Below are 23,160 nucleotides of genomic sequence, written 5' to 3' on the forward strand. Positions count from 1 at the left end.
ATGGAACACAATAATGCGCCGGGCTCCGCCATCGTGGTCGGCGCCGGGATCGTCGGACTCTCCATCGCCTTGCGGCTGCGCATGGATGGGCATCCGGTCACGGTCATCGATAACAACGCGCCGATGTCCGGAGTCTCGTCCGGCAACGCCGGCTATCTGTCGGAAGCGAACATCTTTCCGCCGGCGACACCGGACCTGCTGCGCAGGCTGCCACGGCTGCTGCTCGACAAGGACGGTCCGCTGGTCGTGCAGCCGCGTTATGCGCTGCGGCTGTTGCCGTGGGCGTGGCGCGCCGTGGCAGCGCTGCGGCCGCAACCGTACCAGGCCGTGCTGTCGAACATGGCAGCGCTCACGGGCCAGGCCATCGCGGCTTTCGACGAACTGACGCGGGAGGCATCGGCGCAGCATCTTGTCAGCCGTGACGGCGGACTGGTCGCGTTCCGAAGCGAAGCTGCCCTGGATGCGAAATGCCGCGCCCTGCCCGTGTGGAACAGCTATGGCCTCGCTGCGGAACGCGTGTCGGCTGCCAGCGTTCGGGAGCTTGAGCCAGCGCTGTGCCAGGACATCGCAGGCGGGATCTTCTACCCGAACGCCGGGCGCTGCAGGAACCCGCGCGCCCTGGGCGAGCACTACGCCCGGCGGCTGGTTGAGCTGGGCGGCGCGATCCTGCGCGATGAAGTGCGCGCTGTCCGCCAGGCGGCTCCGGGTCGTGCGGAAGTGGTCACCGCACACGGAACCCATTCCGCCGCGAGCGTCGTGGTGGCAGCGGGCTACCGGTCGGGACCTTTGCTGGCCGAGCTCGGCTATCGGGTACCGCTGGCGGCGGAGCGCGGCTATCACCTGATGCTGCCGGACGCGGGCATCTCGCTGCGCCGCCCGGTCGTTTTCGGCGAACCCTACTTCGCTGCAACGCCGATGGACGAAGGACTGAGGCTGGCCGGCACTGCCGAATTCGCTCATGCCGACGCAAAGCCGGATATGCGTCGCGCCACAATGCTGCTCCGGCTTGCCCGCGCATACCTCCCCGGCATTCGCGGCACCGTCGCCAGGCCGTGGATGGGCGTGCGCCCGTCCTTTCCGGACGGCATGCCCGCGATCGGCCGCGTCGGCCACGCCCCGTCCGTGTTCTATGCCTTCGGCCATGCCCATAGCGGCCTCACGACCTCGGCGATTACCGCACGGTGTATGTCGAGCCTGGTCCGCGACATGCCGCCGCCGCTGGAACTCTCGGCGTTTCGGCTCGAACGCTTTCACTGAACGCTCACTGACGATTAAACCTGCCTCGCCCTCCCGCAGGAGGGTCGCACTCGACCACCCGGAGACAACCATGACCGAAATCACCCAATCGCAACTCGACACGCTCAATCGCCTGGGCGCCGCCACCATCCACGAGGCCCAGGGCCAGCGCGGCGCCGTCGATCCCCGCATCGCCCCGCTGGATCCGTCGATGCGCGTGGCCGGCCCTGCCCTGACCATCGATATCCGGCCCAGCGACAACCTGATGATCCACTATGCCCTGACCAGGGCTAAGCGCGGCGACGTGCTGGTCATCGACGCCAAGGGCTTTGTCGATGCCGGCCCCTGGGGCGACCTGCTGACGCTGGCGGCGCAGAAGATCGGCATCGCCGGGCTGGTGATCGACGGCGCGGTACGCGATGCCAGCGCGATTGTCGACATGGGCTTCCCCGTGTTCTGCCGCGGCCTTTGCATCAAGGGCACCAACAAGTTCCAGCCGGGCAAGGTCAATGTGCCGGTCACCGTCGGCGGCGTGGTCGTGCGTCCCGGCGACATCATCATGGGCGACCGCGACGGCGTCGTTGCCGTGGCACATGAAGAGGTCGAACAAGTGATCGCGGCCAGCGAAGAGCGCGAGCGCAAGGAAGCCGCCATCCGCGAGCGCCTGGAGAGCGGCGCGACCATGGTCGAACTGCTGGGCCTGCAGGAAACGCTCAGGCGCCATGGCCTCGCCTGAAGCCCTCGATCAACCGCCAACGCAAGGACCCTCACAAATGCATCAATCCATCATCAGCAGCCGCATGGGCCTGATCAAGCCGTCGCCCAGCATCGCCGCCAAGGCACTGGTGGACGATCTGCGCGCCCAGGGCCAGAACGTGCTCGACTTCACCATCGGCGAGCCCGACCTGCCGACGCCCGCGCATATCGGCGCCGCGGCCAACGCCGCCATCGCCCGCGGCGAGACCAGGTACACCAGCACGCTGGGCACCCCCGTGCTACGGCGCGCCATCGCCGCCAAACTCGGCCGCACCCTCGGCCTGGACTACGGCGCGGACGAGATCGTGGTGGGCTGCGGCGCCAAGCAGGTGATCTTCAGCGCGCTGACCGCATCGCTGGAAGACGGCGACGAGGTCATCATCAGCGCGCCGTACTGGGTCTCCTATCCCGACATGGTCACGATGAACGGCGGCACGCCCGTCATCGTCAGGTGCGATGCCGACGTCGCCTTCAAGCTGACCGCGGCCGCGCTGGAAGCCGCCCTCACGCCGCGCACCCGCTGGCTGATCCTGAACAGCCCCAACAATCCGACCGGCGCGGTCTACACGGCCGCGGAACTGCGCGACCTGTGCGCGGTTCTGGAGCGCCATCCGCACGTCTGGCTGATGAGCGACGAGATCTACGAGCCCTATGTGTATGACGGCGGCACCGCCGTTTCCCCGCTGACGCTGATGCCGGCGCTGAAGCAGCGCTCGTTGCTGATCAACGGCATGTCCAAGGCCTATGCCATGACCGGCTGGCGCGTCGGCTATGGTGCCGGCCCGCGGGAACTGGTCAAGGCCATCAGCACCATCCTGTCGCAAAGCTCGACGTGCACCAGCTCCGTGTCCCAGGCCGCCGCCGTGGCGGCGCTGGAGGGCGACCAGGCGTGCGTGGGCGAGATGGTCGGCATCTTCGAGCATCGGCGCAATCGCATGGCGGCGCTATTGAACGAGATCCCCGGCATTGCCTGCACGCCGTCGGCAGGCGCCTTCTATCTCTACGCGTCCGTCAAGGGCCTGCTCGGCAAGCAGACGGATACGGGCAAGTTCCTGGAGACCGATCTGGACGTGGTGATGTTCTTCCTGAACAAGGCCGGCGTGGCGGTGCTCGACGGCACGGCATATGGCCTCTCGCCCTATCTGCGGTTCTCCTTCGCCACCTCGCTGGAGGTGATCGAAGAAGGCTGCGAGCGCCTGATGCGAGCCGTGGCGACGCTGCGGTAATGCGACTCCCGCCGTGCGCTGGCACCTGCCAACGTACGGCGGCATCCCCCATACAGAATCACAAACGGCGGGCGCCATTCATGGCGCATCGCCGGCCACGCCAAGCAACCAGTCCCTGAACAGCGTAAAGGGCGGATACGATTCGCGATTGGCTGCGACGACGAGGTAGTAGGCATTGCCACTCGCATCACTGCCGACCTTGACCGGCACCGCCAGCGTGCCGGCCCGGAGTTCGTCCTCGACCAGCACCCTGGGCACCAGGCCGATGCCCATCCCCGCAGACACCGCCTGGATCAGGTGGGAGGTCATTTCAAACTGGGGGCCCAGCTTGAGCGCATCGCCGGCATAGCCGTGCCTGGCAAACCAGTCCCGCCACGCCGTCGGCCGCGTGACGACCTGCAGCAGCGGATACCGCAGCAACTCCTCGATCCCCTTGATCTTGTCCCGCTTTGCCTGCCTGGGACCGATGATCGGGACCAGTTCTTCCGCGACGAGCTGGTACGCCACGGCCCCTGGCCACTGCCCGTCTCCCACCACGATGGCAGCGTCCATGCCGGACAGGTCCAGGTCGAGATAGGTGCGCGAATGAATGTGGATCAGCACCTCGGGGTGCCTGGCATAGAAACCCGGCAGCCGGGGCATCAGCCATTTGGACCCGAAGGTCGGCAACACGGACAGGTGCAGCGTACCGCCGCCAGCCTGGAACGCGATCGCCTGCATGGTCGCGCTGCGGATTCGCTCCAGCGGCCCCGTCAGCTCGCGCAGATACATGCGGCCGACATCGGTCAACACCACCCGCCGGCCAATCCGCTGGAAAAGCGCCACGCCCAGCAGTTCTTCCAGCGTCTGCACCTGCCGGCTGACCGCGCTCTGGGTCAGGGACAGTTGCTGTGCGGCCCGGGTAAAGCTCTCGGTGCGGGCGGAGGCTTCGAACGCCAGCAGGGACGACATCGAGGGGGTAAGGCGTCGTGGATTCATTCCAAAAACTCATCAACAGGGCAACAAATAGTCGCTTGTGAGCGCCCCGCCTAGCTCGCAAAATGTCGACACAGTATAGCCCTCACCGTTCAGGGCGGCCCCGCTGCACCAGCCGGATCTTCCCAAGGTTTCATGCGCGGAGTACATAAGGACGCCGATCAGGCCGGGGCCCACAACTACAACCCATGGAGACAGCAATGCAGATGCCCCTTCTGCGCCGACTGGCGCTTTCCGTTGCCATGGTCGCTTGCGGCCCGGCGCTCGCCGCCTGGCCGGACGACCGCCCCATCGAGCTGGTGGTGGGCTTTGCCGCCGGCGGCGGCACCGACCAGATGGCCCGCGTCCTCGCGCCCTTCGTGTCCAAGCGCCTCGGCGCCAACGCCCGCATCGTCGTCACCAACAAGCCCGGTGCGGCCGGCGAACTGGCCGTGGCCCACGTCGCCCGCGCCAAACCCGACGGCTACACCATCGGCATCGTCAATGTCCCCGGCTTTATCTTCCTGCCGATGTACAAGGATGCGCAGTACAAGGCCGAGGACCTGCGCCTGATTGCCCGGCTCGTCGACGACCCGACGGTGCTGATTGCGCGCAAAGACAGCAAGTACACCGACCTGCGGAGCGTGGTCCAGGCGCTCAGGAAGCAGCCGGGCTCGCTCTCCTTCGGTCACAGCGGGGTGGGCACCAATGGCCACCTGGCGCTGGAGCAACTGCAGCGGATCGCCGGTGTGCAGGCGAACAGCATCCCGTTCAAGGGCGCAGCCGAGGCGAAGACGGCGCTGATGGGCGGGCATGTCGACTTCACCTATGTCAGCGCGGGCGAGATGCGCGAACTCAGCCTCGCGGGCGGCCCGTTCAAGGGCGTCGCACAGATGAGCAAGGCACGCCTGAAGCCCATCGACACCGTGCCCACCGCGGGCGAGGCCGGCGTGCCCATCGTCATGAGTTCGGAACGCGGTGTTGCCGCGCCGGCGCGCCTGCCCGCGGGCATCGCGCAACGGCTTGAGAAGGCCATCGAAGAGAGCCTGCGCGACCCCGAGTTCATCGCGGCCGCCCGCAATGACGCACCAGTGCTCGCCTACCTGTCCGGCGCCGCCTGGACGGCAGCGCTGGCCGGCAACCGGAAAGAACTTCAACCCATCGCAGATTCCCTGCGCGAACCCCAGAAGGTGACCCAAAAATGAGCGCCCCCAAGATCAATGCCGGCGCCAGGCGTCCGAGCGACTTCGACGCGGCCGAATGGCAGGCGCGCGTCGACCTGGCTGCCTGCTACCGCCTCGTGGCGCTGTACGGCATGAGCGACCTCATCTACAACCACATCACCGCGCGCATCCCCGGAACGCCCGACCATCTGCTGATCAATCCGTACGGGATGATGTACGAGGAAATCACCGCCTCCAGCCTGATCAAGATCGACCTGGACGGCAACGTGCACGATGGCGGCGACGGACGGTTCAGCGTCAACCAGGCAGGCTATGTCATCCACAGTGCCGTCCATGCCGCTCGCCACGACGTGCAATGCGTGCTGCACACGCATACGCGCGCGGGCTCCGCGGTTTCCGCGATGAAGTGCGGGCTGCTGCCCCTTACGCAGACGTCCATGCGCTTTGCGCACATTGCCTATCACGACTACGAGAGCGTGGCGCTGGAGCTGGACGAACGCGAACGCCTGGTGCGCGACCTGGGCAACCATGAAGCGCTGATTCTCCGGAACCACGGCCTGCTGACGGCCGGCGCGAGTATCGCCCAGGCGTTCAACCTAATGTACTGGCTGGAAATGGCCTGCAAGATCCAGCTCGATGCCATGGGCACGGGGGCCGAGTTGACCATGCCCCCGCCCGAGGTCATCGAGAAGACCTACAACCTCTACCTGCCGCATGTCAGGCGGCCCTTCGGCGAAATGGAGTGGCCGGCGATGCGGCGCTATCTCGACCGCCGCGATCCGTCGTACAAGACCTGACTCACTGGCCGCCACGCCGGCGGCCGGGATGAAAGCTCGCCGGAAACCAGGGCTACCCCAGCTTGTGCATCCAGTCCGGCTGCGGAACCTGCCTCGCCGCGTAGAAGGCTTCAAGCCGCTTGCGGTTCCGCATGCCCGGTCGCAGTCCGAGGAAGCTGGCCGCGTTCTGGCCGAAGAAGGCGTTCGACAAGGACGTCTGGCGCACGGCGACACCCGGCTCTGCCGCCTCGACCCGTGCCATCACATCCATGAAATCCGACAGGTATCGCTCCACGTTGTGCTGAGGCAGGATCATGGTCCAGTCGGTGCCGTACATCAGCCGTTCACGCAGGATCTCATTGTCCGAGGCAGCGTACAGCGTCCGCAGCAGCTCAGTCATCCTTGGCTGATTAAGCAGCACGCCGGCAAAATAGCCGCTGTCCGCGAAGGTATTCGCGCCGGCAGAGCCCTTCGCGGCAGTAATCAGGTTGAGGAACTTGCGCGACTTGTCGCCGTGATGGTCTTCCGGGTCGGTGTCGCCGAAGTGGCCAAAGCTAACACGCAGGCCCGGGAATCTGCGCAGTGCCCGAAACCAATACTCGCTCCCTGCCAGTTCCCGGAATTCTTCGTATGGTCCGTTGGAGTGATTCGTGTGCGCCATGATCGGCACGTCGTTCTTCAGGCAATAGCGGAACAGCGCACCCATGGCGGCATCAAGCCGGGCTCCGAAACGGGGATCCGACGCGGCAGCCGGTAAACCCACCTTGCCCTGCCAGACTGTCTTGCCGGCATTGCCCCATGCCGCAAAGCCCATCGGGGGATAGAGCTTGACCCCCAGGAATCCTTGCTTTTCGATCGCGTACCTGACCAGGCGCAGCGACGCACCGCTTCCGTCGGCGCCCTTTGTCACGGACTCCCGGAACGGGCAGAACGGCACGAAACCATGGACTCGCCCGCCCATCAGCACCGATATCTGTCCCATCAGCTCCACCTGCTCCAGCAGCGTGGTCGGCGTTTGCGCACCCTGCGCCAGCCACCAGTCATAGTCCACCATGCTGGCGACGACCAGGTCCACCTTGCGCACCGGGTTGCTGGAATAGGTCGTCAGGTAGTCGATCGCGTTGACATGGCGATGGTTGAAGTTGTGCAGGATGAACCGGATGTACCCGCGAAAGGTGGGATGGCTGCCAAGGATGCTCGCCGTATCGGACTGCTGTCGCTCGAACTCATCGTAGGTAGGCGGCAAGGCTTCGATGGCAGCGCCCATCCCGACCGCGCCTGCGTCCCTCGGCCCGAGGACGGCGGCCCCTTCCGGCGTCTGGTAGACCGCGTCCGACGCAGCTTTCAGCTCACGCCGGCCGACGGCATAGCCCTCCTCGAATGCCGGCGCGGCCAGGCTTCGCATCTGCCCGGCATCCTTGCACCGGATGAGCTGCGCCGCGTAGCGTTGAATGGCCCTGCGTTCGCTCTGGGCGTCTGGCGCGAAATGCCAGCCCAGCGCCTGCAAGAGCGCGCCCGCGCCGTTGACGAGCGGGTACAGTTCGGAGTCCTCGCCGACCGTCGTCTTCGCCAGGAACGCGCGGATCTGCAAGTCGCGCCCGTTGAAGATGTGGGCATGCACGTCGATGGTCAGTGGCGCATTGCGGTCAGAGATCGCCGGATCTCCCGGGCACAGCGGATCCGCGCCTGACGGAAGCGGGGACAAGGCGGCGGCAAGTGTTGCCAGGAAGCTCCGGCGATTCAGCGGCATGATTGTGATCCTCGGTGGTGGCGCAATCAGTAGCGAAGCGTGGCGGCCGGATCCCCGTAGTAGGTATACAGCAGGCCCAGCGGGTTCTTCTTCTCGGCATAGAGCTCGCGACGAATCGCCGTCAGGGCGTCACTGACCGCCTCGCCCTTGCCGAGCCTGCCGATCAGGCGTTTCGCCACCTCATGTCCAAGAGGGATCCATATCGAGACCTCCGTGACGACCACGCCCTGGGCGCCGAGCCGGACGATGACGTCCCCCAGGCTGACATGGGGAAGATGGGCAGAAGGCCCGGTCTCGCAGGCGTTGAGAATGACCAGCGGGGCGCTCGTCAGGTAGGGGAGGCGCGCAACCAGCTCCTCCTCAGACTGCTTGTTCAGCAGCATTTCGAGCTTGTTGCTTGTCACCAGGTCGCCCTCATTGAACTTCAGTTGCGGGCCGGCGCTATAGGGATCACCGGGCTGGGCTTCGCCAGTCGACGCGTGCAGAAAGGCAACAATGGCCGAAATGCGCTTTCTGTCCTGCGTGAGCACCTGGTTCAGCAACGTCCGCCCTGAATCGACCTCCATCAGGTTCGGAACCGGGATCTGGCGCAGTTGCAGCATCTGCTCGCGGGCCAACGGCACGGTTGGGTCCGCGTTGCTCCCATAGCGGGCAAAGACCACTTTGCGCGGCAGCATCTGCTCAGGCTGAGCCGCCCTGCCCGGCCCGCCGCTGCTTGCCCGCGACACGCTCAGGCTGAAGCGCATGCCCCAGAATTTCCTCGGGTCGGTTTCCTGGCCGAGGTGGTGGAGGTACTGCCATGGCAACGAGATCCGGTCCGTCACGACCTTCAGTCGCAACGGAACGGTCCGCGGCGCATCGGCAGCATCTTCCAGCTTACGGATGATGGTGCGCAAGTCCGCCTCTGTTGAGGAAATGAACAGGTTCCGATACAACTGCATGCCGATCTCGCCAATCGTCTCCGCGACTGCTGCGGCTTCAGCATCCGTCAGGCTGAGGCTCGCCTGCGAAGCCTTGGAGACGGCAGCGTCCGTTCCCGTGGCGCTCAATCGCTTGAGGAATGGTCCTTGCAGGCTCACCGCCGACATCACGCCGTAGGCGGATCTGGTCATGGCTTCTACGAGTGCCTTGTCCTCGATCCCTGAGCGGAATTTCCTGCGCCTGCCTTGTTCGTCGAAGGCCAGCTTGCCGATCATAGCCTTCATCTCCGCACTCACCGGCTCGAACTCGATACTGACATCGCGTCCCAGTTCCTCGCTGGCATACAAGAGGATATCCGGCTTCCACGCTGATTCCACCGATGGCTCGATCGCCTTGATGGGCCGCGCAGGCTGTGGTGCGGCTGCAGGCATGGCGTCAGCCGCATCAATGACGACATCGACCGGGATGCGATCTTGCACCGTTCCCGTCGCGTCATTGAGCACCAGGATCTGCAGCGTGCCGACATAGGTTTTTCCATCGGGATCCTGTGCCGGCGTGAAGGCGAAGCTGGCTTCCGTCGACCGGCGTTCCCCGGGCTTATAGATGATGCGCTTGAGCGACTCGGCACGCGGCTCGCAGAATGAACAGTCCAGCACCACGCTCAGCGGGACATCCACCTTGCTGCGCAGGATATCCTCCGCCGCAGGCTTGGCGGCGAGGATCGATGCGGGGTCGTAGGGTCCGAGATGAAATCGAAGCGTGGCAAGCCGACGCGACTGCAGTGATTGCCGCTGCGGATAGGCACTGTTCTTTGGTGACAGCGGCGACAAGCTGGCGTTGTAGGAAACAGGGGTTGGAGGACCCGGCGACGATGCACCCGCCGCAGGCGGCTGCGTGGGATTCGGGACGCTGGTGGCCGCGACCGCCACCGAGACGAGATTGAGTGGCTCCAGCGCGAGCACCGGTGCATCATCAGGAAAGTACTTCTGGGCAAGCTGCAGGCTACTCACCGAAAGGGCCCTGGCCACCACCCGGGATCGATCGGGTTGGCTGTCCTTGACATAGCCCTTCAGGCGACCGACGTACTGGTCATAGTCGGATCGCGACAGCGTATTTGGCCGCGGGCTGGCACCGAGTGCGTTGTTGCGCGCCAAGGCATGCGCGGACCTGACGCCGGCATTGTGCCGGTCGATGATCGTACGGGCGTCACCCAGCAAGCCTTGCTTCACCAGGCCCGGAAGCGCATCGAGTGCCGCGCGGTTGACGACCAGTACATAGCCGCGATACCGATGGTTGCTTTCCGTGATGGTCCACCCGCCGCCGGGCACATTCATCAGTTCTGACCACGGTGCCTCAGCGGCATCGACCATGCCTTGCCGCAAGGCAGACGGGAACGCCTCCTTCGACAGTGGGACGGGAAACACACCAAACCGGGACCACTGCTGCGCCATGTCGCCTGCCCTGCGGGTACCCAGTCTTAGTCCTTTCAGGTTGGCTGGCGCCTGTATGGGCTTGCTCGACACGATCTGCAGCATCCCGCCATGCAGGTATCCGAGCCCGGTCAAGCCCTGAGCCCCAAGCTGCGACAGCAGGTGCAGGCCATCCATGCTGCGCTCGTATTGCTCCACCGCCTCCAGGCTCTTGAACAGGAAAAGCGAATCGAAGATGGCAAAGTCAGGCACTTGCGCGGCCAACACATCGATCGGGATCACCGCCAGCTGTACGTCACCGCGCTTCACCAGCTCCATCAGTTGCTGGGGAGGGACCGTGGAAGCGGTGGCTGGCGTTATCCGGAGCGCACGCGAGGGGCGCGTGCCGAAGCGCGCCGTGAGCTTCGCGACAGTCGCGACTTCGGGGTCTGGCAGCCCGGCAGGAATCTCGGCACGCCACCTGTAGACCTGCGCCATGCTCGCCGGAACGGCGAGCGCCAGCAGCAACCCGACCAGGAACGCTCTGCCGGTGCGAACGAAGTCCCAGAAAGCCCGATGCCAGGCCCGGTGTCTTTGGTTCATTTCGCCCTCCCCCTCTTATAGATCGTTCACGGGGAGAACGGTGTCAATGCCAACTTTGGGAGTGGGACAGGCTACGGTCTTGCCGGCCATGCATCAAGCTGCCGGCAGCGCTTTGGCGCGGCAGTCGCACAACCTTGCAATTGCCGCCAGTTTCGCCGGACGCTCTCACGAATCAACAGGTTTTGATTCAGATTGCGGCGCGATGGCCTTGGTCGACTGGCCGGATGGCTTCACGGCGTGGCGCCCGACGCATCGATCCGATACACCCGCCCGCTCGTCGCCGACGTGCCTGGATCGGCCAGCACGTACAGCGCCTGCCCGTCATCCACGCCAAAGGAAAACACACTGCCAGGAATGGTCACGTTCCAGTCGACCTGTTCGGCGGCAACGCCATCGCGGTACACGAAGCTCAACAGCTTGCCCGTGCAAAGGTCGGAATAGAAATACCGGCCATGCAGCGCCGGATTGGCACTGCCCCGGTACACATAGCCGCCAACAATGGCACAGCCGCCCGCGTCACGGCCGTATTCGAAGACCGGCATGGTCAGCGCGGTCTTGTCGCACGTGGCCGCACCCACGCAGGCGGTGCCCTCGGTCCGGTTCCAGCCGTAGTTCAGGCCCGCGCTGGTGGCCGGCGCCACGTCGACTTCCTCGCGCTGGTCCTGGCCGACATCGGCGATATACAACAACCCGGCGTCGAACGAGAACCGCCACGGGTTGCGCATGCCGAGGGCCCAGATTTCACCGCGACGGCCGGACTGGCCGACGAACGGATTGCCGGCAGGCAAGCCGTAGCCGGACGCACCACTGACGTCGATCCGCAGCATCTTGCCGAGCAGCGTTCCCGGGTTCTGGGCGTTGCCCGCCGGATCGCCACCGCCGCCGCCGTCGCCCGTGCCGATATAGAGCATGCCGTCCGGGCCGAACGCGAGCTGGCCGCCGTTATGGTTGGAGAAGGTGCCGTGCGGGATCGACAGCAGCACGGTGCCCGATGCCTCGGCGATATCCGGGTTCGCGGCCGACACGTTGTAGCGGGCGATGGTGATGGCACCGTTGGCGTCGGTGTAATAGACGTAGAAGCGGCGGTTGGTCCCATAGCCGGGATCGAACGCCATCGACAGCAGCCCGCGCTCGCCATCGGTCGTCGTCAGCGCAGCGATATCGAGGAACGGCGTGGCGACCAGCGCGCCGTTGCGCACGATCCGGATGCGACCGGCGCGCTCGACCACGAACAGGCGCGAATCGCCGGCGGGCGCGGTCAGGAAGATCGGTGCGGACAACCCGCCGGCAACCTGCGTCAGCGACAACTGCAACGTCTCCGGCGCACCGTAGGCCACGCTGGCCAAAGCACCGGCGCCCGCGCTCACCGCCACGGTCTGCGAGGGCGGCTGCGGCTCGAAGAGCGCGGTGCTCGTCAGCACGCTGGCGGCACTGACCGTATAGCTGCCGGCAGGCAGGTTGGACAGCGTGGTCGACTGGGTCACGGTCTGGCGGAACTGGCCGGGCCCCAATACCGTGACGGCCGCCGACGTCCCGGACGGCAGGCCGGAGATGGAGAGCGTCAGCGTGCCCGTGCCGCTGGCGCCGTCACTGCCCCCGTCTCCCCCGCCCCCACCGCAGGCTGCGACGCCCAGGCAACAGGCGATGAAGAATCGGCATAGCGAGGATCGTAGTGCGTCGGACATAGCGCGCTCCTGTCACGGCTGCGGCACTGGCTGCCATGCAAGAACCGATCCACGGCGCCCGCACAAGTCCCGCCGGCCTTTCCTGCGGCAGGCGCGCCTCGCCTTTGTAAAAGATACTTCATGCGCGCGGCATCGGCGAGTGTGCGGTGGTAGACGTGCTGGACCGGCAGGGGCCGGTCCGGGTGCTGACGCGCAACTAGCGCAGGGGGCCGCCGCGGCGCAGCACGCTGACATCGTCCGGATTTACCAGGTCGGGTACGGTCCAGCCGTTCAGGTCGTACTCGTCCATGGCCGAGCGCGCGAACGCCTTCATCCGCTCCAGGTTGCCGCTGGACTGCGCCGCCGACAGGTTGGTCAGCCGCGTGGCATCGTTGCTGCCGATGTAGTTGATCTCGTACAGCTCATGGCGCGCGCCGAATTCAGTGCCGATGGCGTCCCACAGCATCTTCATCACCTTGACGCGCTCTTCGGCACTGGCGCCGCCGGAGCCGCGCACATACTTGTCCAGGTAGGCGCGGATCTCCGGCACGTTGAAGTCGCACGCGTGCGAGTTCAGGTAGATCAGGCCGCTGGCCACCACCTGCTCGATGATATTGCGCACGCGCGGCAGCGCTTCCTGGTTCAGCACGCGGTAAGCGCCGGCAAAATGCGAATCGGGGCGGACATTGCCGTGCCACGGCACATCGCTCTTGGCCATGGCGTCGGACAAGGCCCAGAAGGCGTTGCGCCAGGCGATGACCTCGCCCAGTTGCACCTGCACACCGTAGAAGCTCTTGCTGCCGGTGATTTCCAGCGCGCGCGCCAGCAGGCCGACGATAAAGTCCAGCTTGACCGCCACCCGGGTGCAACCGTGCAACGAGGCGCGCTCCAGGTAGCCCGAGCCGCTCTGCGCGTTCTCGCCGAGCTCCACCTCGCCGTGCATGAACACGTTCTCCCACGGCACGAACACGTTGTCCATCACCAGGATGGCGTCGTTCTCGTCCAGGCGCGACGACAGCGGATAGTCGAACGGGCTGCCCAGCACCGCCGCGCGGTACTCGTTGGAGACCCGGCACAACAGCTTCACACCCGGCGCATTGGTGGCCACGATGAACTTGGGCCCGCGCGCGGGCACGGTGTCGACATGCGCCACGTAGGTGTAATGCGTCAGCGCCGACCCGGTGGCCACCACCTTGGCGCCGCTGACGTAGATGCCGGCATCGGTCTCGCGCGCCACGCGCACGAACACGTCCGAGGTGGCCGAGGGCGGCAGTTCGCGGTCCACCGGCGGGTTGACCACCGCGTGGCCCATGTACCAGGTCTTCTCCTGCGCCTTGCGGTACCAGTAGCGGGCATTGTCCTCGTAGCCCTTGTAGAACTCCGCATTGGCACCGAGCGTGCCCAGGAACGAGCCCTTGTAGTCGGGCGAGCGGCCCATCCAGCCCCAGGCGCACTGCTGCCAGTCGGCGATGGCATCGCGCTGCGCCACCTGCTCGGCCACGTCGCGGGGGGCGCGGAAGAAGCGCTGGGTAAAGCCGCCCCACTCGGTCGGCATGGTCAGCACCGGCTGGCGCACGGGATCGTGCAGCGCCTCGTACATCCGCGCGATCATCCGCGCCGCGTTTCGGAACGCCGGGTGCTCGGCCACGTTTTTCACGCGTTCGCCATAGATCCAGACCTCGCGTTCATCGTCGAGGCTTTGCAGGTATTCGCTGGCGTTGAAGGGGACGTACGCCTTGTTGTATGTACTGCGCAGATCGTCGGACATGTGTGAACCTTGCAGGAACGCGTCGGCCCCGGCGGCGCGATGCCTCCGGGCGCTCAGGCGTCTCCGGTCACGCGGGAAAAACCCGCGCCGGGCGCTGCATTGAAGATACACGCACGCCACCGCGGCTCTGTGACCTACCCCACTGAAACGGATGAATGTAGGTGTGCCGGCAAACCGACCAGGATCTGGCGCGCACGCCACGTGATGCGGACACCTGTCCCAGCCGGCGGCTCAGCGCCGCGCTACGCCCGGCTTCCTCGCCACACCTGCAGCGGATCCCACGCCGGCGCAGCGTCTTGCGGCTGCGGCAGCGCCTGCGCTTCGGCCAGCATCGCCTGCGCTTGCGCCTGCAGCTTGTCCAGGCAGCGCGACAGCACGCGCGCTTCTTCCGCCGTCAGGCATGCGGCCAGCCTGGTATTGAAGCCCCTGGCTTGCCTGAAGGCGGTGCGGTAGACCGCTTCGCCTTCCTCCGTGAGCGTGAAGGCGGCCGCGCGCCGGTCCTGTGCGCGTGTGTCGCGGCGCACCAGCCCGCGTTCGACCAGCGCATGCACAGCGCGGCTGGCCAGCACCTTGTCCAGGCCGGCGCTGGCGGCCAGCTCGGTCAGCCGGGTGCCCGGCTGCTCGCCAAGGAAGGCGATCATGCGCCATTCGCGTCGGGTGACGCCCGCGGTGGCGCGCAGGTGCAGCCCCGCCGCGCCCAGCGCGACGCGGTTCAGGTGATAGACCCGGTAGTTGATGAAGTCGGCCAGCCGCCTCGGCCGCTGCAGCCGCACGCCGCCGTCGGTTGCCTTGCCCTGCGTTTGTCCTTGCGCCATGCCACGCCCACGAATTAGTTGATTTTGTTAATTATATCGACGGGTGTTAGCTTGCCATCCATGCCGGCCGCCGGCACATAAACAGGAGACATCGTGAGCCCTCGCCCCTTCCTTCCCCGCCTGCTTGCCTGCCTGGTGGCCGCGGCCGCTGCCTGGGCCGCCCCCGTCGGCGCCCAGTCCGAGCGTCCGCTGCGCATCCTGGTCGGCTACCCCGCCGGCGGCACCGCCGACCTGGCCGCGCGCCTGGTCGGCGACAAGCTGCGCGAGACGCTGAACCAGACTGTGGTGATCGAGAACAAGCCCGGCGCGGGCGGCAGGCTGGTGATGGATTACGCGCGCACGCAGCCGGCCGACGGCAATACGCTGGTGGTGGCCAATTCGGCGGTGATGACCATCGCGCCGCTGGTCTACCGCAAGCTGAACTACGACATCCAGCGCGATTTCGCGCCGGTGGCGCAGGCGGCCAACTTCCAGCTGGCGCTGGCCACCGGTCCGGGCAGCCCGGCGCGTACGCTGAAGGACTACGTGGCGTGGCTGAAGGCCGGTCCGCAGAACAACTCCTATGCCTCGCCAGCGCTCGGCAGCATCCCGCATTTCTTCGGACTGATGATCGGCAAACAGGTCGGCGTGGAGATGCTGCACGTGCCGTTCAACGGCTCGGCGCCGCTGATGAGCGCGCTGGTCGGCGGGCAGGTGCCGGCCTCGGTCGACACGCTGGCCGACCTGACCGAGATGCACCGCGCCGGCAAGGTGCGCGTACTGGCAACCTCGGGCACGCACCGCTCGGTGGCGCTGCCGGACGTGCCGACGTTTACCGAACTGGGCTACAAGGGCATCGAGGGCGAAGGCCGCTACGGCCTGCTCGCGCCGGCGGGCGCGCCACGCGCGGTGCTGGACAAGCTCAACGCCGCCATCGTCAAGGCGGTGCAGTCGCCCGAGGTGCGCGACAAGTTCCTGAAGCTGGGGCTGGAACCCGCCACCGGCCCGGCCGAAGCTTTCGCAGGCGTGCTGAAAGCGGATGCGGCCCGGTGGGCGCCGGTAGTCAAGGCCTCCGGCTATACCGGCGATTGATCAGCAACCGGGCCGGCGACCGACCATGGCGATCCGCAATACCCTCTTCATCATGTGCGACCAGTTGCGTCGCGACCACCTCGGTTGCTACGGGCACCCCACGCTGCGCACGCGCAATATCGACGCACTCGCCGCACGTGGCGTGCGCTTCGACCGCGCCTTCGTCACCTCCGGTGTCTGCGGCCCCAGCCGCATGAGCTTCTACACCGGCCGCTACGTCAGCAGCCACGGCGCCACCTGGAACCGCGTGCCGCTGTCGGTGGACGAAGTCACGCTGGGCGAATACCTGAAGGACAGCGGCCACGCACTGGCGCTGGCGGGCAAGACCCATGTGATGCCCGACAACGCCAACCTGAAGCGCCTGCACCTGGACGGCGGCACCGAACTGGAAATGCTGCTGCGCAGCGGGCATTTCAGCGAGGTCGACCGCCATGACGGCCACCACGCCGAGCCGCGCAGCGCCTATGCCGAGTGGCTGCGCCGGCAAGGCTACGACAGCGCCGACCCGTGGACTGACTACGTGATCAGCGCCGAGAACGAGCGCGGCGAGATCGTCTCCGGCTGGCAGATGCGCAACGCCGGCCTGCCCGCACGCGTGGACGAGCCACATTCCGAGACCGCCTACACCGTCGACCAGGCGATGCAGTACATCGGCGCGCGCGGCGACGAGCCGTGGGTGCTGCACCTGTCGCTGGTCAAGCCACACTGGCCCTACTTGGCGCCCGCGCCCTACCACGCTGCCTACAAGCTCGACGACTGCCTGCCGCTGCGCCGCCACGAGGCCGAGCTGGAAGACCCGCACCCGGTGCTGTCGGCCTACCGCACGCAGGAGGAATGCGCCAACTTCATGCGGCAGGAGGTGTCCGACACCGTGCGCCCCGCCTACCAGGGCCTGATCCAGCAGATCGACGACCGGCTCGGCCTGCTGTGGGAGCAACTGGAGCGCCTGGGCCGCTGGCAGGACACGCTGATCGTCTTTACCGCCGACCATGGCGACTTTCTCGGCGACCACTGGCTGGGCGAGAAGGAGCAGTTCTACGACACCGTGCAGAACATCCCGCTGATCGTCTACGACCCTTCGCCCGAGGCCGATGCGACGCGTGGCACCGCGCAGGCGGACATGGTTTCGGCGGTCGACGTGGTGCCGACCGTGCTTGACGCGCTGGAGCTGCCGCCGGCGGACCACCGCATCGAGGGCCGCTCGCTGCTCGACCTGACGCGCGGGCGAGGCAATGGCTGGCGGGATTTTGTCGTATCGGAGCTGGACTACGCCTACCGCGGCGCGCGCGTGGCGCTGGGCCGCCATCCCGGCGAATGCCGCGCATGGATGGTGCGCGATACACGCTGGAAGTACGTGCATTGGCAGGGCTTCCGGCCGCAGCTCTTCGATCTGCGGAACGACCCGGACGAGTACTTCGACCTGGGCAGCGATCCCGGCCACGAGGCTGTGCGCAGCGCCATGCGCCTGCGGCTGCTGGACTGGTTCTGCACGCTCAAGCCGCGCGTGACCGTGACCAATGCGGAAGTCGCGGCCAAGACCAACGTGTACAAGCAGGCAGGCGTGTTCTTCGGCGTGTGGTGAAGGTGTGGCGAACCCGTCGGGTACGGAACCTGCAAAGAGATTACGTCCGTACTCACGATAACCCGCCATGAAACCTGTCACGCTGATTGGCGCCCCCACCGACGTCGGGGCCGGCACGCGCGGTTGTTCGATGGGGCCGGAGGCCCTGCGCGTAGCCGGCCTCGTGCCGGCGCTGGTGCGCACCGGCCTGGACGTCGAAGACGGCGGCAACCTCGCCGGCCCCGACAACCCCTGGCAACCGCCGCGCGACGGCCTGCGCCACCTGGACGAAGTGGTGGCATGGAACCACGCCGTCCATGATGCCAGCCTGCGTGTGCTGCAGGCGGGGCGCGTGCCGCTGCTGCTGGGCGGCGACCACTGCCTGGCGATCGGCTCGATCAGCGCGGTGGCGCGGCATTGCCGGGCCACCGGCAAGACTTTGATGGTGCTGTGGCTCGATGCGCACGCCGATGCCAATATCGGCACCACCACCCCGACCGGCAATCTGCACGGCATGCCGGTGGCCTGCCTGTGCGGCCACGGCCCGCAATCGCTGACCACACTGGCGGGCGAGGCGCCGGCGGTGCCGCCCAGCGCGATCCGGCAGATCGGCATCCGCAGCGTCGACGCCGAGGAGAAGCGCCGCCTGCACGAACTGCAGCTGGCCGTTTTCGACATGCGCTACATCGACGAGAACGGCATGCGCCACACCATGCAGCAGGCGCTGGCCGGCATCGACGCCAATACACACCTGCACGTCAGCTTCGACGTGGACTTCCTCGACTGCGCGATCGCACCCGGCGTTGGCACCACTGTGCCGGGCGGGCCTACCTACCGTGAAACCCAGTTGTGCATGGAGATGATCGCCGACACCGGCCGCCTGGCTTCGCTCGACGTGATGGAACTCAATCCGGCCTGCGATGTGCGCAACCAGACTGCGCACCTCGCAGTAGACTTGATTGAAAGCGTGTTCGGAAAATCCACCTTGTGGCGCCCGCCTGCGCCCGATACATCTGCCTGAAAAAGTTGCACAGCGTGCCTGTCGATACTGCAACCGCATGGCGCATGCGCCACGCGGGTGACGCGGCGGTGGCGCGGGCAACCAGTCCGGCGATGCGTGTGGCGATGGCGTACGCCTTACAACGTGGTCAACAAGGCCCGGCATTCGGGCCCGCAACCGGAGCGATCATGAAGAACATCTGGATTCTTGTGGCGGACGAATCCGTCGCCCGCATTCTTGCCTCGCATGGCGACGGCGCGCCGCTGGCGGTGGTCGAGGAAATCACCGATGCCGCCGCGCACGCAGACCGTGCCGACCTGCGCCGCGATGCCTATGGCCGCCGCGGGCATGCATCCATGCAGGGCGGCGCAGGCCGCCCCGGCACTCACCAGAGCGGGCCGTCCACGGTCACCTCATCCGCGGGCGAGGATGAACTGCACCAGGAGGCGCAGTTGTTTGCGCACCGCGTGTCGGACTACCTTTCCGATGCGCGCAACAAGCAACGTTACGAGGAGCTGGTGCTGATCGCTGCGCCGCGCTTCCTGGGCCTGCTGCGCAAGACCCTGCCCAGCGCCGTAAGCGACACTGTCACCAAGGAAATCGACAAGGACTTTGCCCACGTGCCCCACAACAACCTGCACCAGCGGCTGACCGATGAGGGCGTCGTGCCCGCGCTCCGGGTGGAACGCATCAATATGGGCCGCGATCGATAGCACGGGTGCGCGGCCGCCACGCCACTGCGTGGGCGGCCGCAACGATATCAGCGGCTGCCCGCGGCGCCGCTGCTGGAGCCAGTGGAACCGCTGGAGGTGCCGCTCGGGTGGTGGTGCTGGTAGCGGCTCCCGGCACCGGCAGCGATGTTCAATGCGTGCTGAAAGCGCCGGCAGGCACGCTGGCGTTGCGACGTGCGCGCCCTCCGCCTAGCGCCTCAGGGTCCACTTGTAGGCATAGCGGTCCGGACGGAACAGCAGTTCCCCGCAGAACAGCGGCGCGCCCTCGATGTCATACGGCGTGCTGCGCAGGCGCAGCAACGGATCGCCCTCGGCAACGCCGAGGCGCCGCGCCACTTCGGCGGGCGCGGCCACGGCGCTGGATTCCATCGTCACTTCCTTGAAGCGGTAGCCCAGCCGGCTTTCGAACAACGACATCGCGTCGTTGGTTTCCAGGTCCTCCTGGGCCAGGCGCCGCATCAGCGGCTCGCGTCCCATCAGGTTGAAGTAGGCCACCGGCGCATCGTCCCAGTAGCGCACTGTGGCAACGCTCAGCACCTTTTCTGAGGCATCCAGGTCCAGCGCCGCCGCCACGAAGGCCGGCGCGCGCACCAGCCGCACCGCAACCAGCTTGCCGTAGGCAAGCTTGCCGCGGGCGCGCGCGGTCTCGTAGAAGCCGGCGAGCGCGCCCAGGCTGGGCGTATCGGTGGGCCGCGTGACGAAACTGCCCTTACCGTTGACCTTCTCGATCAGCCCCGCGTTGTGCAGCCCCGCCAGGGCCTGGCGCACGGTGATGCGGCTGACGGAAAACTCCGTCATCAGCTCCGCCTCGGACGGCAGCTTGGCGCCGGGGCCCAGGGTATTGCTGACGATCCGCTGACGGATCTCGTTCTCGATCTCTTTGAACCTGGGCAGCGCCACGTTGCTTTCCGCCTGGCGGCGGCTCCGATGCGGGGGATTCGGGATTATACCTATCATGACAGGTTGCCGAGCGAATCCATTGACCTGTTATAACAGGTAATGGCAGTATCCGACGTCATCGCATGCGCGCGCCCCCGACGACCACTGCATGCGAGCTACACAGGAGACTCGGAAAGTGAGCAAAAAGGCATCACAAGGCATCACCAGCCAACAGGCGGAGTTCGACTACATCGTGATCGGCGCAGGGTCGGCGGGATGCGCCGTAGCAGGGCGGCTGGAGGAGGAACCAAACGCAACGGTGGTGCTGCTCGAGGCGGGGCCGCATGACCATCACTTCTCGATCTGGGCGCCGGTGGGCATTGCCGCGGTCGTGCCGAAGGCCGGCCCCCGCAACTATGCCTACTACACCGAGCCGCAGGACGGCCTGAACGGCCGCCGCTCGTACCAGCCGCGCGGGCGCGGGCTGGGCGGCAGCTCCTCGATCAACGGCATGGTCTATATTCGCGGCCATCGCCGCGACTACGATGACTGGGCCGCGCTGGGCTGCCGCGGCTGGGGTTTCGACGACGTGCTGCCCTACTTCCGCCGCAGCGAGCGCAACGCGCGCCTTGCCGGCACCGACACCACCCTGCACGGCAACGACGGGCCGCTGCACGTGAGCGACCTGCGCTCGCCCAATCCGTTCTCGCAGCGCTTCATCGAGGCCGCGATCCAGGCCGGACTGCCGCGCAACGACGACTTCAACGGCCACAGCCAGGAAGGCGTCGGGATGTTCCAGGTGACGCAGCGCAACGGCGAACGCTGGAACACCGCGCGCGCCTTCCTGCACAGCGGCAACGCGGCCGACAAGGCGCTGAACGGCGGCCGCTCCGGACTGGCGGTGCTGACGGACACGCAGGCGCTGCGCATTGTGTTCGAGGGCAAGCGCGCGGTCGGCGTGCAGGTGGTGCGCGACGGCACGATGCAAGTGCTGCGCGCCCGCCGCGAGATCGTGGTCAGCGGCGGCGCCTTCAACTCGCCACAGTTGCTGCTCGCATCTGGCATCGGCCCGGCCACGCAACTGCGCAGCCTCGGCATCGACGTGGTCCATGACCTGCCTGGCGTCGGCGAGAACCTGCAGGACCATCTCGACATCATCGTCAACAAGCAACTGCAGACCACCGAGCTGTTCGGCAAGACCCCACGCGGCATGCTGCGCCTGGCGCGCGAGGTGATGCGCTACCGCCGCACGCGCACGGGCATGGAGTCATCCAACATCGCCGAGGCCGGCGCGTTCCTGCGCAGCCGCCCGGACCTGGAGATTCCCGACGTGCAGCTGCACTTCGCGGTGGCGCTGCTCGGCAACCGAAACCTGGGCAACCTCGGCCACGGCTATTCCTGCCACGCCTGCGTGCTGCGCCCCAAGAGCCACAGCCATGTGCGCCTGCGCAGCGCCGACATGCGCGAGGCGCCGCTGATCGACCCGCGCTTCCTGTCCGCCGAGGAAGACATGGCGGGCATGGTCGAGGGCGTGCGCGCGATCCGGCGCATCTTTGCCCAGCCAGCGCTGGCGCAGTACGGCGGGCGCGAAGTGCTGACCGACGCGTTCGGCCCCGACAGCGGCAATGAAGACGCCATCCGCCATTTCGTGCGCACGCATGCGGACACGGTCTACCAGCCGGCCGGCACCTGCAAGATGGGCGTCGACAGCATGGCGGTGGTCGATCCGGAGCTGCGCGTGCACGGCGTGCAAGGCCTGCGCGTAGCGGATGCCTCGATCATGCCGACGCTGGTCGGCGGCAACACCAACGCGCCCGCCATCATGATCGGCGAGAAGGCGGCGGACCTGATCAAGGCCTCGCTGCGCTGAGTCGCCCTCCGCCGCCCGGGGCACGGGCGGCATTCCTGCATCGCCAGACACCAACCAAGGAGACAACACATGCAAGCCACCGCCCTCACCCTCAGCCCGGAAGCATTCCGCGCGCAGGCTCGGGAATCCTGGCCGTTCTCCGTGCGCCGCTGCACCCCGGCCATCGGCGCGGAAGTCGACGGCATCGACTTCCGCGAGCCGCTGGATGACGACACCTACCTGGCGCTGCGCGCCGCGCTGCTGAAGTACAAGGTGCTGTTCTTCCGCAAGCAGGCGATCTCGCCGGCGCAGCACGTGGCCGCGGCACGCCGCTTCGGCGAACTGGAAGTACACCCGATGCTCGCCAGCCATCCTGAGCACCCGGAACTGGTGGTCTTCGGCCGCGACGGCGAGCAGCGCGGTCGCGAGAACCTGTATCACTCTGACGTGAGCTGGCGCGAGATCCCGTCGATGGGCTCGATGCTGCGCTGCGTGACGTGTCCCGAGGTGGGTGGCGACACCATCTGGATCAACATGGCCGCGGCCTACGAGAACCTGCCGGAGCACGTGAAGGCCCGTATCGCCAGCCTGAAGGCGGTGCATGACGCGATGCCGACCTTCGGCAGCAAGCTGAGCGAGGGAAAGTACGCGGAAATGCGTGCCAAGTACCCGCCGATGGTGCATCCGGTGGTGCGCACCCATCCAGAGACCGGCGAGAAGATACTCTTCGTCAACGAGGGCTTCACCACGCATTTCGCCAACTTCGCCAAGGAGGAGCCGTATCGCATCGGCTCGGACTACCGCCCGGCCGAGCTCGACCTGCTGCAGTACCTGTATCGCCAGGCCGCCGCGCCGGAATACCAGGTGCGCCTGCGCTGGCAGCCGGACACGATCGCGTTGTGGGACAACCGTTCCACGCAGCACTACGCCGTGCAGGACTACTTCCCGGCAGTACGCCACATGAACCGCGCCACCATCATCGGCGACCGCCCGGTATGAGCCGCGCC

At 66.7% G+C, this 23,160-nt stretch carries 18 protein-coding genes; 11 read left to right on the forward strand and 7 right to left on the reverse strand.

What is annotated here, in order from left to right; genetic code table 11:
- The 3 genes from AC10V3_RS29360 to AC10V3_RS29370 all read left to right on the forward strand — a co-directional run bounded on the left by AC10V3_RS29360 (position 1) and on the right by AC10V3_RS29370 (position 3,218).
- The gene (locus AC10V3_RS29360) at positions 1-1,257 is read left to right on the forward strand and encodes an NAD(P)/FAD-dependent oxidoreductase (RefSeq protein ID WP_490923838.1); all 1,257 of its coding nucleotides are present in this window, start codon (positions 1-3) and stop codon (positions 1,255-1,257) included.
- A gap of 70 nt (positions 1,258-1,327) precedes the next feature.
- Positions 1,328-1,972: a 4-carboxy-4-hydroxy-2-oxoadipate aldolase/oxaloacetate decarboxylase gene (locus AC10V3_RS29365; RefSeq protein WP_022538884.1), complete on the forward strand. Its 645-nt coding sequence runs from the start codon at positions 1,328-1,330 to the stop codon at positions 1,970-1,972.
- Positions 1,973-2,009: 37 nt separating this feature from the next.
- A complete protein-coding gene (locus AC10V3_RS29370; RefSeq protein WP_022538885.1) occupies positions 2,010-3,218 on the forward strand; it encodes an aminotransferase class I/II-fold pyridoxal phosphate-dependent enzyme in 1,209 nt (402 codons plus the stop codon).
- Between the two features lie 78 nt (positions 3,219-3,296).
- On the opposite strand, the gene AC10V3_RS29375 is transcribed toward AC10V3_RS29370, so the two are convergent.
- Positions 3,297-4,196 (reverse strand): LysR substrate-binding domain-containing protein, encoded by a 900-nt coding sequence (locus tag AC10V3_RS29375; protein ID WP_022538886.1) that lies wholly within the window; start codon positions 4,194-4,196, stop codon positions 3,297-3,299.
- 197 nt (positions 4,197-4,393) lie between these two features.
- Here AC10V3_RS29375 and AC10V3_RS29380 point away from each other — a divergent pair, with 197 nt between their 5' ends.
- Both AC10V3_RS29380 and AC10V3_RS29385 read left to right on the forward strand, forming a co-directional pair.
- Positions 4,394-5,377 (forward strand): tripartite tricarboxylate transporter substrate binding protein, encoded by a 984-nt coding sequence (locus AC10V3_RS29380; RefSeq protein WP_022538887.1) that lies wholly within the window; start codon positions 4,394-4,396, stop codon positions 5,375-5,377.
- Positions 5,374-6,153 carry a class II aldolase/adducin family protein gene (locus AC10V3_RS29385; protein WP_022538888.1) on the forward strand — a complete coding sequence of 260 codons (780 nt, stop codon included), beginning with the start codon at positions 5,374-5,376 and terminating at the stop codon, positions 6,151-6,153. Before AC10V3_RS29380 ends, AC10V3_RS29385 begins: the two co-directional genes overlap by 4 nt.
- Positions 6,154-6,205: 52 nt before the next feature.
- Here AC10V3_RS29385 and AC10V3_RS29390 read toward each other — a convergent pair whose 3' ends face one another.
- The 5 genes from AC10V3_RS29390 to AC10V3_RS29410 form a co-directional block, all read right to left on the reverse strand.
- Positions 6,206-7,882, reverse strand: a complete 1,677-nt coding sequence (locus tag AC10V3_RS29390; RefSeq protein ID WP_022538889.1) for an amidohydrolase family protein — start codon at positions 7,880-7,882, stop codon at positions 6,206-6,208.
- Between the two features lie 26 nt (positions 7,883-7,908).
- Positions 7,909-10,815, reverse strand: a complete 2,907-nt coding sequence (gene dctP, locus AC10V3_RS29395) for a TRAP transporter substrate-binding protein DctP (RefSeq protein ID WP_490923839.1) — start codon at positions 10,813-10,815, stop codon at positions 7,909-7,911.
- Between the two features lie 230 nt (positions 10,816-11,045).
- The gene (locus AC10V3_RS29400) at positions 11,046-12,500 is read right to left on the reverse strand and encodes a PQQ-dependent sugar dehydrogenase (protein ID WP_490923840.1); all 1,455 of its coding nucleotides are present in this window, start codon (positions 12,498-12,500) and stop codon (positions 11,046-11,048) included.
- Positions 12,501-12,696: 196 nt separating this feature from the next.
- Complete coding sequence (locus AC10V3_RS29405; protein ID WP_041681805.1) at positions 12,697-14,247, reverse strand: 4-hydroxyphenylacetate 3-hydroxylase N-terminal domain-containing protein; 1,551 nt, start codon at positions 14,245-14,247, stop codon at positions 12,697-12,699.
- Positions 14,248-14,489: 242 nt separating this feature from the next.
- On the reverse strand, positions 14,490-15,062 hold the full coding sequence (locus AC10V3_RS29410; RefSeq protein WP_022538893.1) for a MarR family winged helix-turn-helix transcriptional regulator: 573 nt from the start codon (positions 15,060-15,062) through the stop codon (positions 14,490-14,492).
- 93 nt (positions 15,063-15,155) lie between these two features.
- On the opposite strand from AC10V3_RS29410, the gene AC10V3_RS29415 reads away from it, so the two are divergent.
- The 4 genes from AC10V3_RS29415 (at position 15,156) to AC10V3_RS29430 (ending at position 19,407) form a co-directional block, all read left to right on the forward strand.
- Positions 15,156-16,133, forward strand: a complete 978-nt coding sequence (locus AC10V3_RS29415; protein ID WP_022538894.1) for a Bug family tripartite tricarboxylate transporter substrate binding protein — start codon at positions 15,156-15,158, stop codon at positions 16,131-16,133.
- Positions 16,134-16,158: 25 nt separating this feature from the next.
- Entirely contained in the window at positions 16,159-17,715 is a 1,557-nt protein-coding gene (locus AC10V3_RS29420) for a sulfatase-like hydrolase/transferase (RefSeq protein ID WP_490923841.1), read from the forward strand.
- A gap of 67 nt (positions 17,716-17,782) precedes the next feature.
- The gene (gene rocF / locus AC10V3_RS29425) at positions 17,783-18,715 is read left to right on the forward strand and encodes an arginase (protein WP_022538896.1); all 933 of its coding nucleotides are present in this window, start codon (positions 17,783-17,785) and stop codon (positions 18,713-18,715) included.
- A 167-nt stretch (positions 18,716-18,882) separates the two neighbouring features.
- Positions 18,883-19,407, forward strand: coding sequence for a host attachment protein (locus AC10V3_RS29430; protein WP_041681806.1), 525 nt, complete (start codon positions 18,883-18,885; stop codon positions 19,405-19,407).
- Between the two features lie 207 nt (positions 19,408-19,614).
- Here AC10V3_RS29430 and AC10V3_RS29435 read toward each other — a convergent pair whose 3' ends face one another.
- Positions 19,615-20,325, reverse strand: coding sequence for a GntR family transcriptional regulator (locus tag AC10V3_RS29435; RefSeq protein ID WP_041681807.1), 711 nt, complete (start codon positions 20,323-20,325; stop codon positions 19,615-19,617).
- A 148-nt stretch (positions 20,326-20,473) separates the two neighbouring features.
- On the opposite strand from AC10V3_RS29435, the gene AC10V3_RS29440 reads away from it, so the two are divergent.
- Both AC10V3_RS29440 and AC10V3_RS29445 read left to right on the forward strand, forming a co-directional pair.
- Entirely contained in the window at positions 20,474-22,174 is a 1,701-nt protein-coding gene (locus AC10V3_RS29440) for a GMC family oxidoreductase (RefSeq protein ID WP_022538899.1), read from the forward strand.
- Between the two features lie 69 nt (positions 22,175-22,243).
- Complete coding sequence (locus AC10V3_RS29445) at positions 22,244-23,152, forward strand: TauD/TfdA dioxygenase family protein (protein ID WP_490923842.1); 909 nt, start codon at positions 22,244-22,246, stop codon at positions 23,150-23,152.
- Positions 23,153-23,160 lie beyond the last annotated feature (8 nt).

This window comes from Cupriavidus sp. PB-02 (assembly GCF_058252315.1).